The organism is Bradyrhizobium sp. LTSP849, from assembly GCF_000938255.1.
Lineage (GTDB): Bacteria > Pseudomonadota > Alphaproteobacteria > Rhizobiales > Xanthobacteraceae > Bradyrhizobium.
On record NZ_JYMR01000011.1, the window covers coordinates 44,736 to 62,276 of the forward strand.

14 protein-coding genes are annotated in these 17,541 nt (G+C 64.3%); 5 read left to right on the forward strand and 9 right to left on the reverse strand.

Going from position 1 to position 17,541, the window contains the following annotated elements:
• Positions 1 to 2 precede the first annotated feature (2 nt).
• Positions 3 to 1,322, reverse strand: coding sequence for an MFS transporter (locus tag UB31_RS08920; RefSeq protein ID WP_082078450.1), 1,320 nt, complete (start codon positions 1,320 to 1,322; stop codon positions 3 to 5).
• Between the two features lie 64 nt (positions 1,323 to 1,386).
• Positions 1,387 to 2,481, reverse strand: a complete 1,095-nt coding sequence (locus tag UB31_RS08925) for an isocitrate/isopropylmalate dehydrogenase family protein (protein ID WP_045010608.1) — start codon at positions 2,479 to 2,481, stop codon at positions 1,387 to 1,389.
• 41 nt (positions 2,482 to 2,522) lie between these two features.
• Here UB31_RS08925 and UB31_RS08930 point away from each other — a divergent pair, with 41 nt between their 5' ends.
• Complete coding sequence (locus UB31_RS08930) at positions 2,523 to 3,206, forward strand: GntR family transcriptional regulator (protein ID WP_045005246.1); 684 nt, start codon at positions 2,523 to 2,525, stop codon at positions 3,204 to 3,206.
• A gap of 1,032 nt (positions 3,207 to 4,238) precedes the next feature.
• On the opposite strand, the gene UB31_RS08935 is transcribed toward UB31_RS08930, so the two are convergent.
• The 7 genes from UB31_RS08935 to UB31_RS08965 all read right to left on the reverse strand — a co-directional run bounded on the left by UB31_RS08935 (position 4,239) and on the right by UB31_RS08965 (position 10,154).
• The gene (locus UB31_RS08935) at positions 4,239 to 5,312 is read right to left on the reverse strand and encodes a TauD/TfdA family dioxygenase (RefSeq protein WP_045010609.1); all 1,074 of its coding nucleotides are present in this window, start codon (positions 5,310 to 5,312) and stop codon (positions 4,239 to 4,241) included.
• 177 nt (positions 5,313 to 5,489) lie between these two features.
• Complete coding sequence (locus UB31_RS08940) at positions 5,490 to 6,287, reverse strand: class I SAM-dependent methyltransferase (RefSeq protein ID WP_045005250.1); 798 nt, start codon at positions 6,285 to 6,287, stop codon at positions 5,490 to 5,492.
• Between the two features lie 293 nt (positions 6,288 to 6,580).
• Complete coding sequence (locus UB31_RS08945; protein ID WP_045005252.1) at positions 6,581 to 7,351, reverse strand: sulfite exporter TauE/SafE family protein; 771 nt, start codon at positions 7,349 to 7,351, stop codon at positions 6,581 to 6,583.
• Complete coding sequence (locus tag UB31_RS08950) at positions 7,348 to 8,604, reverse strand: CCA tRNA nucleotidyltransferase (RefSeq protein WP_045005254.1); 1,257 nt, start codon at positions 8,602 to 8,604, stop codon at positions 7,348 to 7,350. The genes UB31_RS08945 and UB31_RS08950 overlap by 4 nt, the downstream gene beginning before the upstream one ends.
• A 10-nt stretch (positions 8,605 to 8,614) precedes the next feature.
• Entirely contained in the window at positions 8,615 to 8,878 is a 264-nt protein-coding gene (locus UB31_RS08955) for a DUF6111 family protein (protein ID WP_045010610.1), read from the reverse strand.
• The gene (locus UB31_RS08960; protein WP_045010611.1) at positions 8,875 to 9,546 is read right to left on the reverse strand and encodes a CoA pyrophosphatase; all 672 of its coding nucleotides are present in this window, start codon (positions 9,544 to 9,546) and stop codon (positions 8,875 to 8,877) included. The genes UB31_RS08955 and UB31_RS08960 overlap by 4 nt, the downstream gene beginning before the upstream one ends.
• Positions 9,543 to 10,154, reverse strand: coding sequence for a DUF1285 domain-containing protein (locus UB31_RS08965; protein ID WP_045005261.1), 612 nt, complete (start codon positions 10,152 to 10,154; stop codon positions 9,543 to 9,545). The genes UB31_RS08960 and UB31_RS08965 overlap by 4 nt, the downstream gene beginning before the upstream one ends.
• Before the next feature lie 312 nt (positions 10,155 to 10,466).
• Between UB31_RS08965 and UB31_RS08970 the strand changes: the two genes are divergently transcribed.
• The 4 genes from UB31_RS08970 to UB31_RS08985 all read left to right on the forward strand — a co-directional run bounded on the left by UB31_RS08970 (position 10,467) and on the right by UB31_RS08985 (position 17,437).
• Complete coding sequence (locus UB31_RS08970; protein WP_045005262.1) at positions 10,467 to 11,465, forward strand: AAA family ATPase; 999 nt, start codon at positions 10,467 to 10,469, stop codon at positions 11,463 to 11,465.
• Complete coding sequence (locus UB31_RS08975) at positions 11,465 to 12,409, forward strand: DUF58 domain-containing protein (protein WP_045005263.1); 945 nt, start codon at positions 11,465 to 11,467, stop codon at positions 12,407 to 12,409. The genes UB31_RS08970 and UB31_RS08975 overlap by 1 nt, the downstream gene beginning before the upstream one ends.
• Positions 12,406 to 15,219, forward strand: coding sequence for a DUF4159 domain-containing protein (locus UB31_RS08980; RefSeq protein ID WP_045005264.1), 2,814 nt, complete (start codon positions 12,406 to 12,408; stop codon positions 15,217 to 15,219). Before UB31_RS08975 ends, UB31_RS08980 begins: the two co-directional genes overlap by 4 nt.
• 154 nt (positions 15,220 to 15,373) lie before the next feature.
• Positions 15,374 to 17,437: a membrane protein gene (locus tag UB31_RS08985; protein WP_045005266.1), complete on the forward strand. Its 2,064-nt coding sequence runs from the start codon at positions 15,374 to 15,376 to the stop codon at positions 17,435 to 17,437.
• Positions 17,438 to 17,541 lie beyond the last annotated feature (104 nt).

The window sequence follows — 17,541 nt, forward strand, 5'->3', positions numbered from 1 at the left end:
CTTTACTCCTTCGATACGACGAGTTTCAGTGACACCGAGGCAAGTGTCGCCGCGACCATGATCGCGGCGACCGCGCCAAGACCGATGACGTACGATCCGGAAAGCTCCTTCAACCAGCCCATCATCCACGGACCGACAAATCCGCCGACCGTGCCGATACTGTTGATGAACGCGAGCCCGCCCGCGGCGGCGACGCCGGTCAGGAACCGGGTCGGGATGGTCCAGAAGATCGCCCTTGCCGCGGTCACGCCGATCAAAGCCAGGCTGAACCCGATCAAGGCGACGGTGAGCGACCCCGACAGGATCGGCGCGGCGAGACCGATCCCGCCGAGCAGACAGGCGATCGCCAGGTTGACGACACGTCGTCCTTTCCGATCCACATGGCGCGCCCACACGATCATGCCGACGGACGCAGAGAGATAGGGAATGGCCGAGATCCAGCCGATCGTCAGCGTCGACAAGTGATATTCCCTCAGGATCAGGGGCAGCCAGATGCCGATCCCGTAAGATCCCAATGTGAAGCCGAACTGGATGGCCGCGAGAATCTGGACACGGGTGTCTTTCAGGGCCGCCAGCAACGAGGAATGCGGCCGCTCCCGCACTTCCGACGCAAGGACGTCACGCAGGGCACGGCGTTCGTCCGACGTCAGCCATGCTGCGGTCTCCGGACGATCGGAGAGAACGCGCAGCATCAGGAAACCCAAGGGGATGCAGGGCAAGCTGACCAGCAGGAACAGCCATTGCCATCCGGTCAGTCCCCAGATTCCATCCATTTGCAGCAGCATGCCACAAACCGGACCACCGATCAGCGACGACGCGGGAATGCCGATCAGGAACCAGGCCAGCATGCGCGTGCGGTATTGTGCCGGAAACCAGGCGGCGAGAAAAAACGTGACGCCCGGGAAGAAACCCGCTTCCGCAATCCCCAGCAACAGCCGCACCGCATAAAAACTGTTCGGGCCGACCACAAGTGCGGTCGCCGCCGAGACCAGGCCCCAGCTGATCATGATACGGGCAAGCCAGCGCCGGGCGCCGATGCGATAGAGCAACAGATTGCTCGGCACTTCGAACAGGCTGTACCCCACGAAGAATATGCCGGCGCCGAGGCCGAACTGGCTGGCCGACAATCCGATCTGCTGATTCATGGTGAGCGCAGCAAAGCCGAGGCTGGTGCGATCGAGATAATTGAAGATGTAGGCGATCGTCAGCAGCGGCACGAAACGCAGGGCGACTTTGCGGGTCGCGCTTTGCAGCATGGCCTCTGCACCAGACGGCTCGGCAACGTCGCGATGGCGTAGGACGCTCTGCTGCAAGAGTGTCATGTCCGGTTTCCCCTCCCATCATTATTGTTTTAAAATTGCCGGCGGCGATTCCGCCGCCGGTTTGTCAGACGCGCTGGCGCTGCCGATCCGGTCCTTCATGCTCCTTGAGTGCTTCGGCCAGTGCCTGCCCCGCTTCGGCGGTACCGAGATTGCCGCCGATATCGCGGGTGACGTCGCGCGCTGCGACGGCCGCTTCCGCCGCCGCTTCGATCGCTTCGGCCGCCGCTTCGAAGGCAGGCTTGCCGGTTCGTCGCCCATACCAGGCAAGAAGCAGCGCAGCCGACAGGATCAGCGAATAGGGATTGGCGACATTCTTGCCGGCGATGTCCGGCGCGGAGCCGTGCGCAGCCTGCGCCATGGCATAGTCCGCACCCGCATTGAGCGAGCCGCCAAGACCGAGGCTGCCCGACAGTTCAGCGGTGAGATCGGACAGAATATCGCCGAACATATTGGTGGTGACGATGACGTCGAAGCGCTGCGGCGCGCGCACGACATGCGCCATCATCGCGTCGACCAGCACATCGTCGACAACGACTTCGGGAAACTCGGCGGCCACCTTCCTGCACTCGTCGAGGAACAGCATGCCGTCCGCAATCTTGAGAACGTTGGCCTTGTGAACGAGCGTCACGTGCCGGCGCCGCCGCATCGCCAATTCGAAGCCGGCGCGGGCGATTCTCTCGCAGCATTGACGAGTGATGCGCCGGAGCGAAACCGCGACGTCGGGCGTCACCAGGATCTCGCCGTTTCCCAGCTCCATGTTGCGATCGGCATAAAAGCCCTCGGTATTTTCGCGCACCACGACAAGATCGAATTTGCCGACCGGCCCGGGAAAGCCTTCGTAGGTTTTGGAAGGGCGAATGTTGGCGAACAGGTCGAGGCTCTTGCGGAAGAATTTGGACGGGTTGATCTCGCCTTTGGCCTCGTCCTTGAAATCAAAGGTGGCGGTGGGTCCGAGGATGATCCCCTGCACCGTGCGCGCCTGATCCAGAATCTCGGGGCGAACCGTCGTCCCGTAGCGGCGCAGGCTGTCATGGCCAACGACATCCTCGATCAGTTCGAGGCCGAGATTGAAACGGCCCGAGGCAGCCGTCAGAACCTGTATGGTAGCGGCTGTGATTTCGGGGCCGATGCCATCGCCTGGCAAAACGAGAATGCGCATGGTATCTCCTGTCAGAACTTTGGATACAAGGGTATACAGTGATGTCCAAGAAGTCCATCCCTGCTCTGGACTTGGGCCAGGACGCCTATGTCAGACTCAAGGAGGCGATCCGCGATGGCACCTTCGCGGCCGGGGGACGGCTGACGGAACTCGACGTGGCGGCTCGGTTGCGAGTCTCGCGAACACCCGTGCGCGAGGCCATGCACCGCCTGGAAGCGGAAGGCCTGCTCAGTTACGAGCCCCGGCGAGGGGTGACGGTCACGCGCCCCGATCATTCCATGGTCATCGAACTCTATGTGATGCGGGAGGCGCTGGAGGGCACGGCGGCGGGATTGGCGGCACAGCACGCCTCCAGTATCGAAATCGCGGCGCTCGCCGAACTGATCGAGGGCGAGAGCGCGCATCTCGATGACGGCGCCGAACTCTCGCGCATCAATCAGCGGATCCACCGGCTATTGTATTTTGCTGCGCATAATCGCTATCTGCTGCGCAGTCTCTCGAGCCTCGCGGACACCATGACTCTTTTGCCGACGATGCTCGGCGACATCGACCGGGCAAAGGAATCTCACGACGAACATTTGCGCCTTCTCGCCGCGCTTCGCGCGCGAGATCCGGCTGCGGCGGAAGAAGCTGCCAGAATCCATCTGCGCTCAGCCCATCGTCATCGCCTGTCGTGGCTTCTTCGCAACGAAACGCCGCCGGATGCCGGAGGGCTGCCGCCCTAAAGAGTTTAAGCGCGTCTAAGACCGCATCCTGGTCAGATCGGAGTGTTCCGCTCCGGCACCTCCGATGTCCGCTTCTCTGCCAAAATACGGCGCAATAGCGGACATCGCTGGATCGCAATGCATGAATCGCGATCTACGATCACAACTAATCGCACGACAGGCATATCGCCTCAGGCGGGGTATTCGCAGCCTCGGTTCTGCCTCGCGGTGTGGCCACCACGTGCATGGCGATGATCGGCAGAAATCTTTTCTACCCTCGGTAGCCAGGTTTGGAAAGTTCGGTTAGCATCTGGTGGTCGGTCACGTGTGCGCATTGGGACGGAAAGTCCCTCCTTGAAAGGACATGTCATGAGACTGTCGTCAAAGTTTGTCGCGCCTTCAGCCTTCGCTTTCTTGTCGACTGTCTTGCTGTGCGGTCCTGCAACGTCGCAAACCGGAGCCAGCTCCACCGCCACACTACCCTCCGTCACGGTCGATGCGCCGAAGCCGGCGGCAACGCCGAGGCCGGTGGTCAGCACAGAGACATCTCACCGGACATCGTCAACCCATCACACGCGATCGGCAACCGCTCAGCCGTCAACCGCTCGAACGCCATCGCCAGATTCACCCTTGGGGCGGATTGCCAGGCTGGAGAAAGTCGCCAGCAGTTGCAACGGTGGCTGTGCATCAAGCTTCCCCAGCGGCAAGGATCCCTGGGTTGGATGTAGCGAGTCGGGCGGCGGCCTGAATTATGGACCTCTCTCGCCAACGTGCCGGGACACCATCACCCATTCATCCTACGAGAATTGCGTCGAGACGAAGGTGTTCCTGGGCGAGTTTCGAAACAGAGCCCACTGGTTTTGCAGCAGCCTGCAGGCCGGCAACCGGTTCAAGGTCGCCGAACTCAAGCGATCAAGGCGCTAGCGCTGGAGCCTTTTCGAGCGAAGCTCGCCTGGACCTGCATCCCGATCGGGGTGCACGGCTCCAGCGCGCCTGATGTCCACTTCTCCGCCACAACGGAGCACTCGCGGACATCATTCGATTTCGCAGACGTCAATCCAACGGCACGTTCAGACTGGTACCTTTGGTAATAATGCCACCACGGTTGCCAATTTCAATCGAACCATAGCGCTGCTTGAAGCAATCGGGCAGCGGCCGGTCACCTTCCATGCTGAGCCAAAGGCGCAGCAAATGACGTTTCTGGCCTGCAATGGGCCAATCGCGAAATCCGGTCCGATCATGCAACAAAGCATGATTGTAGACGAACTGCATGTCACCTGGCTGAAGCCGCATCCCAAAATGCAGAGTGGCATCGTTTGCGAGCGCATCGAAGAGATCGAGCGCCTCGACGTGAGCTGGCGTCAACCTTGGCGCATCGGGAAAGCGCTGCGCACTATCGATATACTGGCGCTGATAGAACCCGGTTAGGAAACCCGCATGCCAATTCAGCACCGGGATTTCGAGATAGGGCTTTTCGTTCTCCGGCACCTCGCCTCGCCGGTCTGTCGCGATGGGATCAAACAAGAGAGCGGCAAGGTCGGGACGTCTGGCAAACATCTCGTTGTAGATTGTCGTCGTACTGACAAGGAGAGACTCGCCTCCCTCCATCGCCTCGCGAATGCATAACAGTCCAACCACGTCGGACGAATCCGTGTGGAATGTCTGCCTTTCCGAAGTTTGATAAATTCGGGTGTTCGGATCCCTCGCATCGGCGCCGACGTCACGGACGTGGCCAAGAATGTGCCCCGCTGCATTTTGGGACCGCGCCGATCCGAGATGCGCGCCCACCCCGCAAAATATCGTCGCCGCAAACTCCTGGCTATAATTTGCCACCGGCAGGCCGCGTATGACTTCGAAACCCAAGCCAAGCAGAAGCTTTGTCTTGAGCTTTTCCAGATGCGCGCCGAAGTGAGGAAGCGGAAAGCCTTCCTTGGTGATGGCGGCGATTTTCTTGCTTCTGCCAAGATATGATTCAGCCGCGTTCTCAAGCTCGGTGATCTCGCGGGCCCCAAGCGATATCAACCATCGATCAGGATTGACCTTCATCTCAGCACCCAGCCAAGCAGATGGGATGTCGATCTTCCCCGGAGGGCGATCGATCCCGCCGGGCGCTGAGATCACATTCATATTGTTGGCTCCCGAGAAGATGGGTCGTCAGAAAGAGCGTCGGACCATCAACGATATTGTGCCGACCGCTTGTTTGCAACGCTGCCGGGCCAGATGCACGGACAGCAGGGCCATGAGGTTGTCAGCGCAGGGGTCGTGAATAGTTGGTCGGGCAGATTGATGGCCCCTTCGCCTTGTTCAAGATGGCTTGCGTGCCGAGACCAGCAAGTAAGATTTGCAGACCATACCGATACAGGCTGCCAGCAGCCCGCAAATCGGAGCCGCAGCAAGGCTCTGCAGCAAATCCATGCGGCCTGCCCGGCGCTCCGCGCTCGGCCACCGACTTAAGTTCTTGCGGAATCCGCCGAGGCAGAAGCTGGTCGCGTCGGTCACGTCGATGGCAACCAGGCCGGCGGCGGCCAGACGGTCACGGTAGTCGACAATTCTCGGCACCAGATTCGCTGCCGACACGTGACCGATCTCGATCAGCGCGTTGAAAGGCGTCCGGAACAGGATATCGGACATGACCAATGATCCACCCGGCTTGAGCACGCGAAGAGCCTCCTCGAGAAATTTGTCGCGGGTGTCGAAATGATACGCCGACTCGACGCAAATCACCGCGTCAAAATGATTGTCAGGAAAATCCAGTTCGGTCGCGTTCATCACCTGGAAGGTGCAGTCGGGCGCTCTGATGCGCGCATCGGCGATCTGCGTGTCGGAAATATTGATGCCGGTAATCATGTCGGGCGCGAAGGTCAGCGCCAGCCGTTGCGTGGAGGCCCCCAGTCCACACGCGACATCAAGCATCGGCCCTCCTTTGTCGAGAATGCGCGCGACGAGCTGATCGACGAGCTCTTCGCTCGCCTCGCGTTGCGATTTTGCCCCTCCGCCCCAGTACCCGATATTGTAGAAGCCGCTATTCTCGTAGAAGCGCTGCGGATTCAAACCTCGCATCGTGCGATCATAGAATCGGATCATTCGCTCGCGCGTCGGCATTGCATCGTTTCTCCCTAGAGCTTCCGTTCCGACAGAATCGGAACGGAAGCTCCAGATCTTTGTTTTGACGCGTTTTCGTCACGCGAACCGGCATCCACGTCGCTGAAAGACGCTCTCACCGTTCGCAACGGGCGTGGTCCTGGCGGTGTTGGGTGTCTTCGCTTTTGGGACCATCGGCATCAATATGGGATACCATCGGCTTTTGACACATCACCTTGACGTGTCCACCTTGGCTCAAGCGCATACTCGTTCTGCTCGCGGTCCAGGCGGGAGTCCACGTCGCCCGCGCTCATCTACGCGATCAGCTGCCTCGCCGCAGCCGAAATCATCACCAGCCCGCCGGTGATCACGGCAACATCGAGGATCGCGGTGTGGATGTGCACCGGCATCCGCTCGACGAAGGCCTTTGCCAGGAACGCGCCGGGGATCGCAATCCCGCCGATCAGAAGCGCGAAGGCGAGCACCTGCGCGGTCACGGCGCCGGCGAGGCCGAATACCGAAATCTTGATGAGGCCGGTGCCGAGCGAGATCATTGCATCGGTTGCGATCACGGCGGCGCCTTCGAGGCCTGCCGCCATCAGCAGCGAGAGCAGGATCACGCCGGAGCCGGAGGTGCCGCCGACCAGCACGCCGTAACCGACCGAGCCGGCCGCAAGACCGGTGTCACCGATCTTGACCTGGCGGCGGCGAAGCACGCGGCGCAAGGGCACGCTCAGGATCAGCATGGTGCCGATCACGAGCGCCGCGCCGGCGTTGGTGAGGCGCGTGTAGCCGTAGGCGCCGAGCGCCGTCGTCAATGCAGCGCAGGCGAGCACGATCAGTGCGCGGCGGCGGTCGGCATAACGGAGATAGGCAATCGCGCGGCTCGAATTGGTGAAGATCGCGGAGATCGCGATGATCGGCACCACGGGCTCGGCGCCGACCAGTGGCACCAGCACCAGCGGCATCAGGGCGCCGGTGCCGTAGCCGGCGAGACCACCGATGATCGAAGCAAACAACGCCATCAACGCGACCAGCAGCAGCTGAAAAATCGAGATGTCGGCGAAGCCTGAGACGATGGTCACGTTCTCTCATCGCGGCTGATGCGTGCCGCAGCTTGATCGGCGATGGAAGCGAGTGCGGCTTCCTCTAGTGGAAAATCCGCCGCAAGCCAAGCGTCCTCGGCCAATGTCAACACATGTCCGAGCGCAGGCCCTTCAGCCAATCCGCGCGCGATGAAATCGGCGGCCTTCAGCGGAAATTTCGGCGCGGTCCAGCGCTGCGGCAGCTCGGCGAGCTCGCGCCAGCGCGACGAATTCACGTCGCCGCCGGCCCGCGCCCAGGCCAGCAACACACGATCGTGATAGCGCTCGGCCCCCAGCCGGTACAGCAACCGCCGCGCATTGGCTTCGTCCTTGGTCGGGAAGCGCCACCAGCGATGACCCATCGAATCCAGCGCCTTGGCTTCCGCATTGGAGAGCCTTAACCGCGCGGCGACACGCTTGGCATCTTCGGTGACGGCCACCGTCAGCGCGGCCAGGCGTCGCGTGACGCTCGCCGGCAGGCCGATCTCGCCTTCGATCGCAATCATCGCCGACAAGGGTCCGGTATAGACGACACCGCCGATCAGCGCTTGCAGCAATCCGCCCTCGGCCATTGCGATCGCCGCGGCAGCCGCGCCGCCCGCGACCAGCAGCTTCAGCATTTCCATGCGGACCCGCTCGGCCGACAGGGTCGCAAGACCCGCGCGGCCGCGGATGCAGGCGAGATAGCCGTCGCGGTCGGGCTCACCGACGCCGAAGGCGGCATGGATGCGGAAGAAGCGCAGGATGCGCAAATAATCCTCGGCGATGCGCTGGTCGGGGTCGCCGATGAAGCGCACGCGCCGCGCTCTCGCATCGGCAATCCCGCCGACATGGTCGTAGACGACACCTTTCGCATCAACCGACAGCCCGTTCATGGTGAAGTCTCGCCGTTCGGCGTCCTTCACCCAGTCGCGACCGAACGCGACCTTGGCCTTGCGGCCGAAGGTTTCGGTGTCCTCGCGCAGCGTCGTGACTTCATAGGGCTGGCTGTCGATGACGAGCGTGACGGTGCCGTGGTCGATGCCGGTCGGCACGCTCTTGATGCCGGCGCTCCTGGCCCGCCGCATCACCTCGTCGGGCAGCGACGTGGTCGCGATGTCGATGTCGCCCGGCGGCAGACCAAGAAGCGCATTGCGCACGGCGCCGCCGACCACACGCGCCTCCTCGCCGTCTGCATTCAACAGTTGCAGAACGCGCGCGGTCCCGCCCGAGATCAGCCAGGGCGCATCGGCGAGTATGGGCTCTGCGCTCATCCTTCGGCCCTTATTTTTCCGTGCCCGGCACGAGCTTGCCGTTCACGACATGGGCGGGAAAATAGGTCGAATTCGGCACGGCGCCGGAGAAATGCGCGAAACCGATCAGCCCCGCGATCACCAGCACCAGCGCCGCCAGAGCCAGGCGCGCGACGACGGTGATCGGCCAGGACGTTTGCACGAACAGGCCGGAACGGGTGGCGGCCAGGAACAGCGCATAGACGGCAAAGGGGATGAGGAAAATTCCGATCTCGGTCAGCACCGGCCGGATCATGATGCGTAGATCCGCTCATAAAGCACACGCAGCATGCCGGCTGTCGCGCCCCAGATGTAGCGCTCCGCGAACGGCATCGCGTAGTAAAACCGCTCCAAGCCGCGGAATTCCTTGCTGTGCATCTGGTGGTTTGCCGGATTCATCAGGAAGGATAGCGGCACTTCGAACGCGTCATCAACCTCGGAATGGTTGATGGTGAGCTGAAAACCCGGCCGCACCCTGGCGACGGTGGGCAGGATGCGGAAACCGAAGCCGGTGCCGTAGAGATCGAGATAGCCGATCGGCCCGACGAAATCGCGCGACAGCCCGACCTCCTCCTCGGCCTCGCGCAGCGCCGCATCGAGCGGCGACGAATCGGTCGCGTCGATCTTGCCGCCGGGAAAGGAGATCTGGCCGGCGTGGTCGTTGAGATGCGCCGAGCGTTGCGTCAGCAAGATGGTCGGCTCGGGATGGTCGACCACCGCGATCAGGACTGCAGCCGGGCGCACCGGCTGCTCGCGCGCGACGATCTCGAGCATCTTGTCGGTGCCGGGATCGCCCGAGGCCGGAATGATGTTCGGATCGTAGAGCCCGGGCGGAACGTCGAAGCCGAGCCGCGCCCTGGAGCGGGCGAAAAAATCCGCCGCACTGATCGCGACGGGCTCGTTCCTCAGGATAGGCTTGTTCAAAGCGCGGCCCTCACCTGCTCCGCGTCGGCCATGGCGAAGAATTCGCCGGCCGACTCGACACCGAACATCGGCTGGCCATCGACCATCCGCTCCTCGCCCATGTCAACCAGATCGTAATAGAGCGCGCGGGTGACCTTGGCCCAGAGATCGGCGCGAACGTGCAGATAGGGCGTCAACCCGCCGTCCTTCGCCTGCTCGAAACGGAGCCGGTGCGCGCCATCGCAGGTCACCCAGTCGTCGACATTGGTGCGGAAGCGCAGCACGCGATGGTTGTCCTCGTCATCCTTCTGCATCTCGACCGCCATGAACGGCGCGTCGTCGACGCGAATGCCGACCTTCTCCACCGGCGTGACGAGGAAATGCTTGTCGCCTTCGCGCTTCAGGATCGTCGAGAACAGGCGCACCAGCGGAAGCCGCCCGATTGGCGTGCCCATGTAGAACCATGTACCATCGATGCCGATTCGAATGTCGAGATCGCCGCAAAACGGCGGATTCCACAGATGTACCGGAGGTAGTCCTTTTTTGACGCCTTCGGCATTGGCAGCGACTTTGGCGGCGGCAGTCAGCCCCTCAAGACCACGATCGGCGCTCTGCCCTTGGTTCGCCATGGTTTGCCCTGACTTTGTCATTTGTCGCGGATGTCGTTTGGCACGATTGGTGCAGGTCTGATTTCTAAGTCTACGTTGTGTGTCGGTGCGCGGTTCCACCCCGGATTAGTCCGGTGTGGAGTTCGCCACTTCGTGATGCCCTACATAACCCTAAGCCGATAAGGTGGGGATAGGTTAATTCAACGAATACATGGCCTTCCTGCAAGTCTAGCATGGGGCCCGAGAGATCAAGTCAATAGATCACGAGATCGCGTGACGACAGGCGATTTGACGACGCAGAATAGCCGCGTGGCAGGCTTAAGGAGCTAACGGATGGCGGAAAGTGTCGAGAAACTCGAGGACGGAATCGTCCGTTCGGCCGAGCAGGTGTCGAGTCAGGTTCGCGCAGCGAAGGACGCGATCGCGTCCGTCATCTTCGGCCAGGATCGCGTGATCGAGAACACGCTGGTCACCATCCTCTCCGGCGGCCACGCGCTGCTGATCGGTGTGCCCGGCCTTGCCAAGACCAAGCTGGTCGAGACGCTCGGTGTCACGCTCGGTCTCGACGCCAAGCGCGTCCAGTTCACACCCGATTTGATGCCGTCGGACATTCTCGGCGCCGAAGTGCTCGACGAGAGCAACGCCGGCAAACGCTCGTTCCGTTTCATCGCCGGCCCCATCTTCGCGCAGCTATTGATGGCCGACGAGATCAACCGCGCCAGCCCGCGCACGCAGTCGGCGCTGTTGCAGGCGATGCAAGAGCAGCACATCACCGTTGCCGGCGCGCGCCACGATCTGCCGAAGCCGTTCCATGTGCTCGCGACGCAAAACCCGCTGGAGCAGGAAGGCACCTATCCGCTGCCGGAAGCGCAGCTCGATCGCTTCCTGATGGAGATCGACGTCGATTATCCCGATCGCGACGCCGAGCGCCGCATCCTGTTCGAGACCACCGGCGCCGAGGAGACGCTGGCGAAGGGCTCGATGACCGCCGATGCGCTCATCACCGCGCAGCGACTGGTTCGCCGCCTGCCGGTTGGCGATTCCGTCGTTGAAGCCATCCTGTCGCTGGTGCGCGCGGCCCGTCCGGGTCCGGACAGCGGCGAGACCGGCAAGTTCATTGCCTGGGGACCTGGCCCGCGCGCCAGCCAATCGCTGATGCTCGCGGTGCGCGCACGCGCGCTGATCGACGGGCGTCTCGCGCCGTCGATCGACGACGTGCTCGACCTCGCCGAACCTGTTCTGAAGCACCGCATGGCGCTGACCTTCCAGGCCCGCGCCGAAGGACGTACGATTCCGGACGTGATCCGGCAATTGAAGACACGGATCGGTTGATGGCCGCAGATACCGGGCACACAGCGAAGGAGATTGTAGCGATCCGACGTGCCGATGGCGAAAGCCGTACGCTCGCCGCTTCGCTCCCGCGCCTGGTGCTCGAGGCCCGCCGTATCGCCGCCAACGTCATCCACGGCCTGCACGGTCGCCGCCGCGCCGGCTCCGGCGAAAACTTCTGGCAATACCGCCGCTTCGTTTCCGGCGAGCCGTCGCAGAACGTCGACTGGCGCCGCTCGGCGCGTGACGACCATCTCTATGTCCGCGAGCTTGAATGGGAAGCCTCGCACACGGTCTGGATCTGGCCCGACCGTTCGCCTTCGATGGCCTTCGCTTCGAAGACTGCGCGTGAATCCAAGCTCGAGCGCACGCTGATTGTCGCCTTCGCGCTGGCCGAGTTGCTGGTCTCCGGCGGCGAGCGCGTCGGCATTCCCGGCCTGATGGCGCCGACCGCAAGCCGCAGCGTCATCGACAAGATGGCGCAGGCGATGCTGCATGACGATGCCGATCGGCTGAGCCTGCCGCCATCCTTCGTCCCCTCGGCGCTGGCCGAGATTATCGTCTTGTCGGATTTCTGGTCGCCGATCCCGGAGATCAAAACCACGCTCGCAGGTCTGTCCGGATCGGGCGCGCACGGCACGATGGTCCAGGTCGTCGATCCCGCCGAAGAGAGCTTCCCTTATTCCGGCCGCGTCGAGTTCGTCGAGCCCGAAGGCTTTGGCGTGATCACCGCCGGCCGCGCCGAAAGCTGGGCCCAGGACTACACCGCGCGGCTCGCGCTGCATCGCGACCAGATCCGCGCCGAAACCAACAAGCTCGACTGGCTGTTCACGACACATGCGACCGACCGCTCGGCCGCCGAGCTGCTGCTGTTCCTCCATGCCGGCATGCAGGTGAGCAAGTCGGGCGCCCGCACCACGACGATCAAGGCGGGGCCGGCCGCATGATGGGATTGCCGCTCGCCTTCACCGAACCGCTGCTCCTGATCGGCCTCGTCAGCCTGCCGGTGCTGTGGTGGCTGTTGCGGGTGATGCCGCCGCGGCCGCGCCGCATCGAGTTTCCGCCGACGCGACTGCTGTTCGACATCGCGCCTCGGGAAGAGACACCCTCGCGGACGCCGTGGTGGCTGACCGCGCTGCGCCTCTTGGCTGCGGCGCTCGTGATCTTCGCCGCCGCCGGCCCGATCTGGAATCCGCCAACGGGCCTCGCCGCCAGCAAGGCGCCGCTGATGATCATGTTCGACGACGGCTGGAGCGCCGCATCGAACTGGGACATCCGGATCAGGGCCGCCGACGAGCTGATCGCCAATGCCGACAACGACCGCCGCGCCATCGCGCTGGTGCCGTTGTCCGAGCCGAACCGCGACATCACCTTGATGCCGGCTGGCGCCGCGCGCGTCGCGCTGCGCCAGCTGACGCCAAAGCCCTATTCGATCGACCGCGTTGAAACCCTCACCGCGATCGACCGCTTCCTGAAAGCCACCGGCGACTGCGAGATCGCCTGGCTGTCTGACGGCGTCGACACCGGCCGCGGCGAAGAATTCGTGCAAGCCCTCGGCAAGACCATAGGGGATCGCAGCTTGACGGTGTTCGAAGGCGGCACCTCCTCCCCGATGGCGCTGGTCGCTGCAGAAAACGCAGCGGCGAAAATGACGGTGAAGGTGCTGCGCACCGACAGCGGTATTGCTGCCGGCACGGTTCGCGCGCTCGACCAGAAGGCGTCGCCGATCGGCGAAGCCCGCTACACCTTCGGGCCGCAGGACAAGGAGACCGAGGCGGCGTTCGACCTGCCGGTCGAGCTGCGCAACGACATCGCCCGGCTCGAGATCTCCGGCGAGCGTTCGGCCGGCGCGGTGCAGCTGCTCGACAAGCGCTGGCGTCGCCGCGCCATCGGCATCGTCTCGGGCGCGAGCAGCGAGACCGCACAGCCGCTGCTGGCGCCGACCTTCTATCTCACCCGCGCGCTGGCGCCGTTCGCCGATGTGCGGCTGGCCGACAAGGGCTCGCCGCAGCAGGGCATCACGCAATTCCTCGACCAGAAGCTGCCGATGATCATCCTCGCCGACGTCGGCACCATTGCGCCCGAGCTGCGCGAACGTCTCAATGCCTGGGTCGACCAGGGCGGCGTGCTGGTGCGGTTCGCGGGGCCCCGGCTGGCGCAGGCCGAAGACGATCTCGTTCCGGTCAAGCTGCGCAAGGGCGGCCGCACGCTCGGCGGCAGCCTGACCTGGGAGAAGCCGCAGCATCTCGCCACCTTCGCGGCCGACGGTCCTTTTGCCGGCGTCGTGGTTCCCAAGGACGTCACCGTGAGCCGCCAGGTTCTGGCCGAGCCCGATGCAGTGCTCGCCACCAAGAGCTGGGCCTCGCTCGAAGACGGCACGCCGCTCGTCACCGGCGAGCATCGCGGCAAGGGACTGGTCAGCCTGTTCCATGTCAGCGCCGACATGCGCTGGTCGGATCTGCCGATGTCGGGCACCTTTGTCGAAATGCTGAGGCGGGTCGTCGACATGTCCGGCTACACGTCCAAACCCGGTGCCGGTGTCGCCGGCGAAGCCAATGCCGAGACGCTGGCGCCGCTGCGCATGATGGACGGCTTCGGCGCCTTCGGGCCGCCGCCGGCCACCGCAAAGCCGCTAACGGCTGATTATCGCGACCGCGCCACGCCGGATCATCCGCCCGGCTTTTACGGTCCGGCAGAAGGACCGCTCGCCGTGAACACACTCGCTAGCGCCGACCGCATCGCAGCCCTCAACACCGCGAGCCTGCGTGCGCGGCACGCCACCTACACCAATGCCGAGCCGCGCGACTTGCGCGGCTGGCTGCTGTCGACATCGCTGGCGCTGTTCCTGGTCGACGCCATCATCGTTGCGCTGCTCGGCGGCGGTCTTGCCGCGCTGCTGCGCCGGCGCGCCGCGCCCGCCATGATCGTGCTCGGGCTGGTGCTAGCGGGCCTGCTGTCGTTCGCGCCGACGCCATCGCGCGCCGACAGCGCATCGGACGAGTTCGCGATGAAGGCGGTGTCGCAGACCCGGCTCGCCTATGTCGTCACCGGCAATGCCGACGTCGATTCCATCGTCAAGGCCGGCATGTCCGGCCTGACGCTGTTCCTGGCGCAGCGCACCGCGCTCGAGGCCGGCGATCCCGTCGGCATCGATCCCGCGCGCGACGAGCTCGCCTTCTTCCCGCTGATCTACTGGCCGATCGTGCCGGGCGCGCCGAAACCGCCGCAGGACGCCATCAACAAGATCGACGCCTATATGAAGCAGGGCGGCACCGTGATCTTCGACACCCGCGACGCGGTCGAAGCGCCGCCCGGCGAGAACGGCGCCTCGCAGACGCCGGGCATGCAGACCTTGCGCGAGATCCTGTCCTCGCTTGACGTGCCCGAGCTCGAGCCGGTGCCGCGCGAGCACGTGCTGACCAAGACCTTCTATCTGCTGCGCGACTTCCCCGGCCGCTTCAACTCGGGCCAGACCTGGGTCGAAGCGCTGCCACGCGAGGATGACGACGAGAGCGCGCAAAAGCCCGCACGCGGCGGTGACGGCGTCTCGCCGATCATCATCACCTCGAACGACCTTGCGGGCGCCTGGGCACTCCGTCCCGACGGCCAGCCGATGCTGCCGCTCACGCCAGGCGAGCCGCGCCAGCGCGAATTCGCTTACCGCGCCGGCGTCAACATCGTGATGTACACGCTGACCGGCAACTACAAAGCCGACCAGGTGCACGCACCGGCCCTGATCGAACGGCTGGGGCAATGAGCACCGTCGTCATCCTGAGGTGCGAGACCGGCGGTGCGCTCGCACCGCTGGGCGAGCCTCGAAGGATGGGCCACACCCACCGCCCGAGCATCCTTCGAGGCGCGTCGCAAGTGCGACGCGCTCCTCAGGATGACGCCAACGTGCTGGATCTAACATGAATTACGGCATCGCTTTCACGCCGCTGGTTCCCGCGATCGTCCTGTGGATCGCGCTCGCCGCGATCGTGGTCATCGCCGGCGTGCTGCTGCTTGCACGGGCGCGCGGCACGGCCGTGCGCGTGGCAGCGCTGGCGCTGTTCCTGCTGGCGCTCGCCAATCCCTCGTTCACGCGCGAAGACCGCGATCCCCTCACCTCGATCGCCGCCGTCGTCGTCGACAAGAGCCCGAGCCAGAACTTTGGCAACCGCAATCGTGAAGCCGCGCAGGCGCAGGAGGCGCTGGTCGACAGCCTGAAGAAGATCAAGGGCCTCGAGGTTCGCGTCGTCGAGGCCGGACAGGCCGATGGCGAGACCGACGGCACAAGATTGTTTGGCGCTCTCGCCTCCGCGCTGGCGGATGTGCCGGTCGATCGCGTCGCCGGCGCGTTCCTGATCACCGACGGCCGCGTCCACGACATCCCGCCCAACGCCGCCGCGCTCGGCTTCCAGGCGCCGGTGCATGCGCTGATCACCGGGCAGAAGGACGAGCGCGATCGCCGCATCGCGGTCACGGCGGCGCCGCGCTTCGGCATCGTCGGCCAGAACCAGACCATCACCTACCGGCTCGACGACCAGGGCGTCAGCAACGAGCGCGCCAAGGTCACGGTCCGCCGCGACGGCGAGGTCATCAACGAGCGCACGCTCTCAAGCGGCCAGACCGCCAGCGTCGACGTCGAGATCAAGCATGCCGGGCCCAACATCGTCGAGATCGAGGCCTCGCCGCTCGAGCGCGAGCTGACGCCGGTGAACAACCGCGCCGTCGTCGCCATCGACGGCGTGCGTGACAAGCTGCGGGTGCTGCTGGTCTCCGGCGAGCCGCATTCCGGCGAACGCACCTGGCGCAATTTGTTGAAGTCCGACGCCAGCGTCGACCTCGTGCACTTCACCATTCTGCGTCCGCCGGAGAAGCAGGACGGCACGCCGATCAACGAATTGTCGCTGATCGCGTTTCCGACCCGCGAGCTGTTCCAGCAGAAGATCAACGAATTCCAGCTGATCATCTTCGATCGCTATGCCCGCCAAGGCGTGCTGCCGATCGCCTATTTCGACAACATCGCGCGCTATGTGCGCTCGGGCGGCGCCGTGCTGGTCTCGGCCGGACCCGACTATGCCTCCAACACCAGCATCTGGCGCACGCCGCTGGATTCAGTGCTGCCGGCTGAACCCGTCGGCGTGACCGAGAAGCCGTTCTATGCGCATCTGTCGGATGTCGGCAAACGCCATCCGGTCACGCGCGGGCTGGAAGGCTCGGCATCCGAGCCGCCGCACTGGAGCCGCTTCTTCCGCACCGTCGACACCCGCAATTCCGTCAACCCGCCGGTGATGACGGGCGCTGACGGCAAGCCGCTGTTGTTCCTGACGCGCTTCGGTGAGGGCCGCGTCGCGCTCTTGCTCTCCGACCACATCTGGCTGTGGGCGCGCGGCTATGAGGGCGGCGGCCCGCATCTCGATCTGCTGCGGCGGATGTCGCACTGGCTGATGAAGCAGCCGGACCTTGATGAAGAGGCGCTGCGCCTCCAGGTGCAGGGCAAGGACCTCGTGGTGGTGCGCCAGACCATGTCGGACAGCGTCCAGCCGGTGAGCGTGACCTCGCCCTCCGGCGTGTCGCGCGACCTGACGCTCAGCCCCGGCGACCCCGGCGAATGGCGCGCCAGCCTGCCGGCGAGCGAGCTCGGCCTGTGGCAGGCGACCGACGGCACGCTGAAGGCGCTGATCAATGTCGGCCCGACCAATCCGAAGGAATTTTCGGAAGTCACCTCCACGACCGATACCTTGAAGCCGCTGACACAGGCGACCGGCGGCGACGCGGTGCGCGTGGTCGACGGCTCCAGCGTCGAGCTGCCGCGCATCGCGCCGGTACGCTCCGCCAGCATCTTCCATGGCGACGGCTGGATGGGCGTGCGGATGCGCGACGCCAGCGTGGTGAAAGGCGTCGGCGTGCTGCCGATCTTCGCCGGCCTGATCGGCCTATTGCTGCTGCTCGGCGCATTCGCCGCGACCTGGGTCCGCGAGGGACGCTAGTTGCCGGAACGACACATCGCGCGGCCACTCGCGCGAGATCGCCTGACCGCCGTTGACATCCGCTGACTGATCGGGCGATGTTATAATATAACATCGCGACGCCA

Excerpts from the sequence above, each read along its gene's own strand:
- UB31_RS08920 (WP_082078450.1), bottom strand. The coding sequence starts at position 1,322 with ATGACACTCTTGCAGCAGAGCGTCCTACGCCATCGCGACGTTGCCGAG.
- UB31_RS08925 (WP_045010608.1), bottom strand. The coding sequence starts at position 2,481 with ATGCGCATTCTCGTTTTGCCAGGCGATGGCATCGGCCCCGAAATCACA.
- UB31_RS08930 (WP_045005246.1), top strand. The coding sequence starts at position 2,523 with ATGTCCAAGAAGTCCATCCCTGCTCTGGACTTGGGCCAGGACGCCTAT.
- UB31_RS08935 (WP_045010609.1), bottom strand. The coding sequence starts at position 5,312 with ATGAATGTGATCTCAGCGCCCGGCGGGATCGATCGCCCTCCGGGGAAG.
- UB31_RS08940 (WP_045005250.1), bottom strand. The coding sequence starts at position 6,287 with ATGCCGACGCGCGAGCGAATGATCCGATTCTATGATCGCACGATGCGA.
- UB31_RS08950 (WP_045005254.1), bottom strand. The coding sequence starts at position 8,604 with ATGAGCGCAGAGCCCATACTCGCCGATGCGCCCTGGCTGATCTCGGGC.
- UB31_RS08955 (WP_045010610.1), bottom strand. The coding sequence starts at position 8,878 with ATGATCCGGCCGGTGCTGACCGAGATCGGAATTTTCCTCATCCCCTTT.
- UB31_RS08965 (WP_045005261.1), bottom strand. The coding sequence starts at position 10,154 with ATGGCGAACCAAGGGCAGAGCGCCGATCGTGGTCTTGAGGGGCTGACT.
- UB31_RS08970 (WP_045005262.1), top strand. The coding sequence starts at position 10,467 with ATGGCGGAAAGTGTCGAGAAACTCGAGGACGGAATCGTCCGTTCGGCC.
- UB31_RS08975 (WP_045005263.1), top strand. The coding sequence starts at position 11,465 with ATGGCCGCAGATACCGGGCACACAGCGAAGGAGATTGTAGCGATCCGA.
- UB31_RS08980 (WP_045005264.1), top strand. The coding sequence starts at position 12,406 with ATGATGGGATTGCCGCTCGCCTTCACCGAACCGCTGCTCCTGATCGGC.
- UB31_RS08985 (WP_045005266.1), top strand. The coding sequence starts at position 15,374 with ATGAATTACGGCATCGCTTTCACGCCGCTGGTTCCCGCGATCGTCCTG.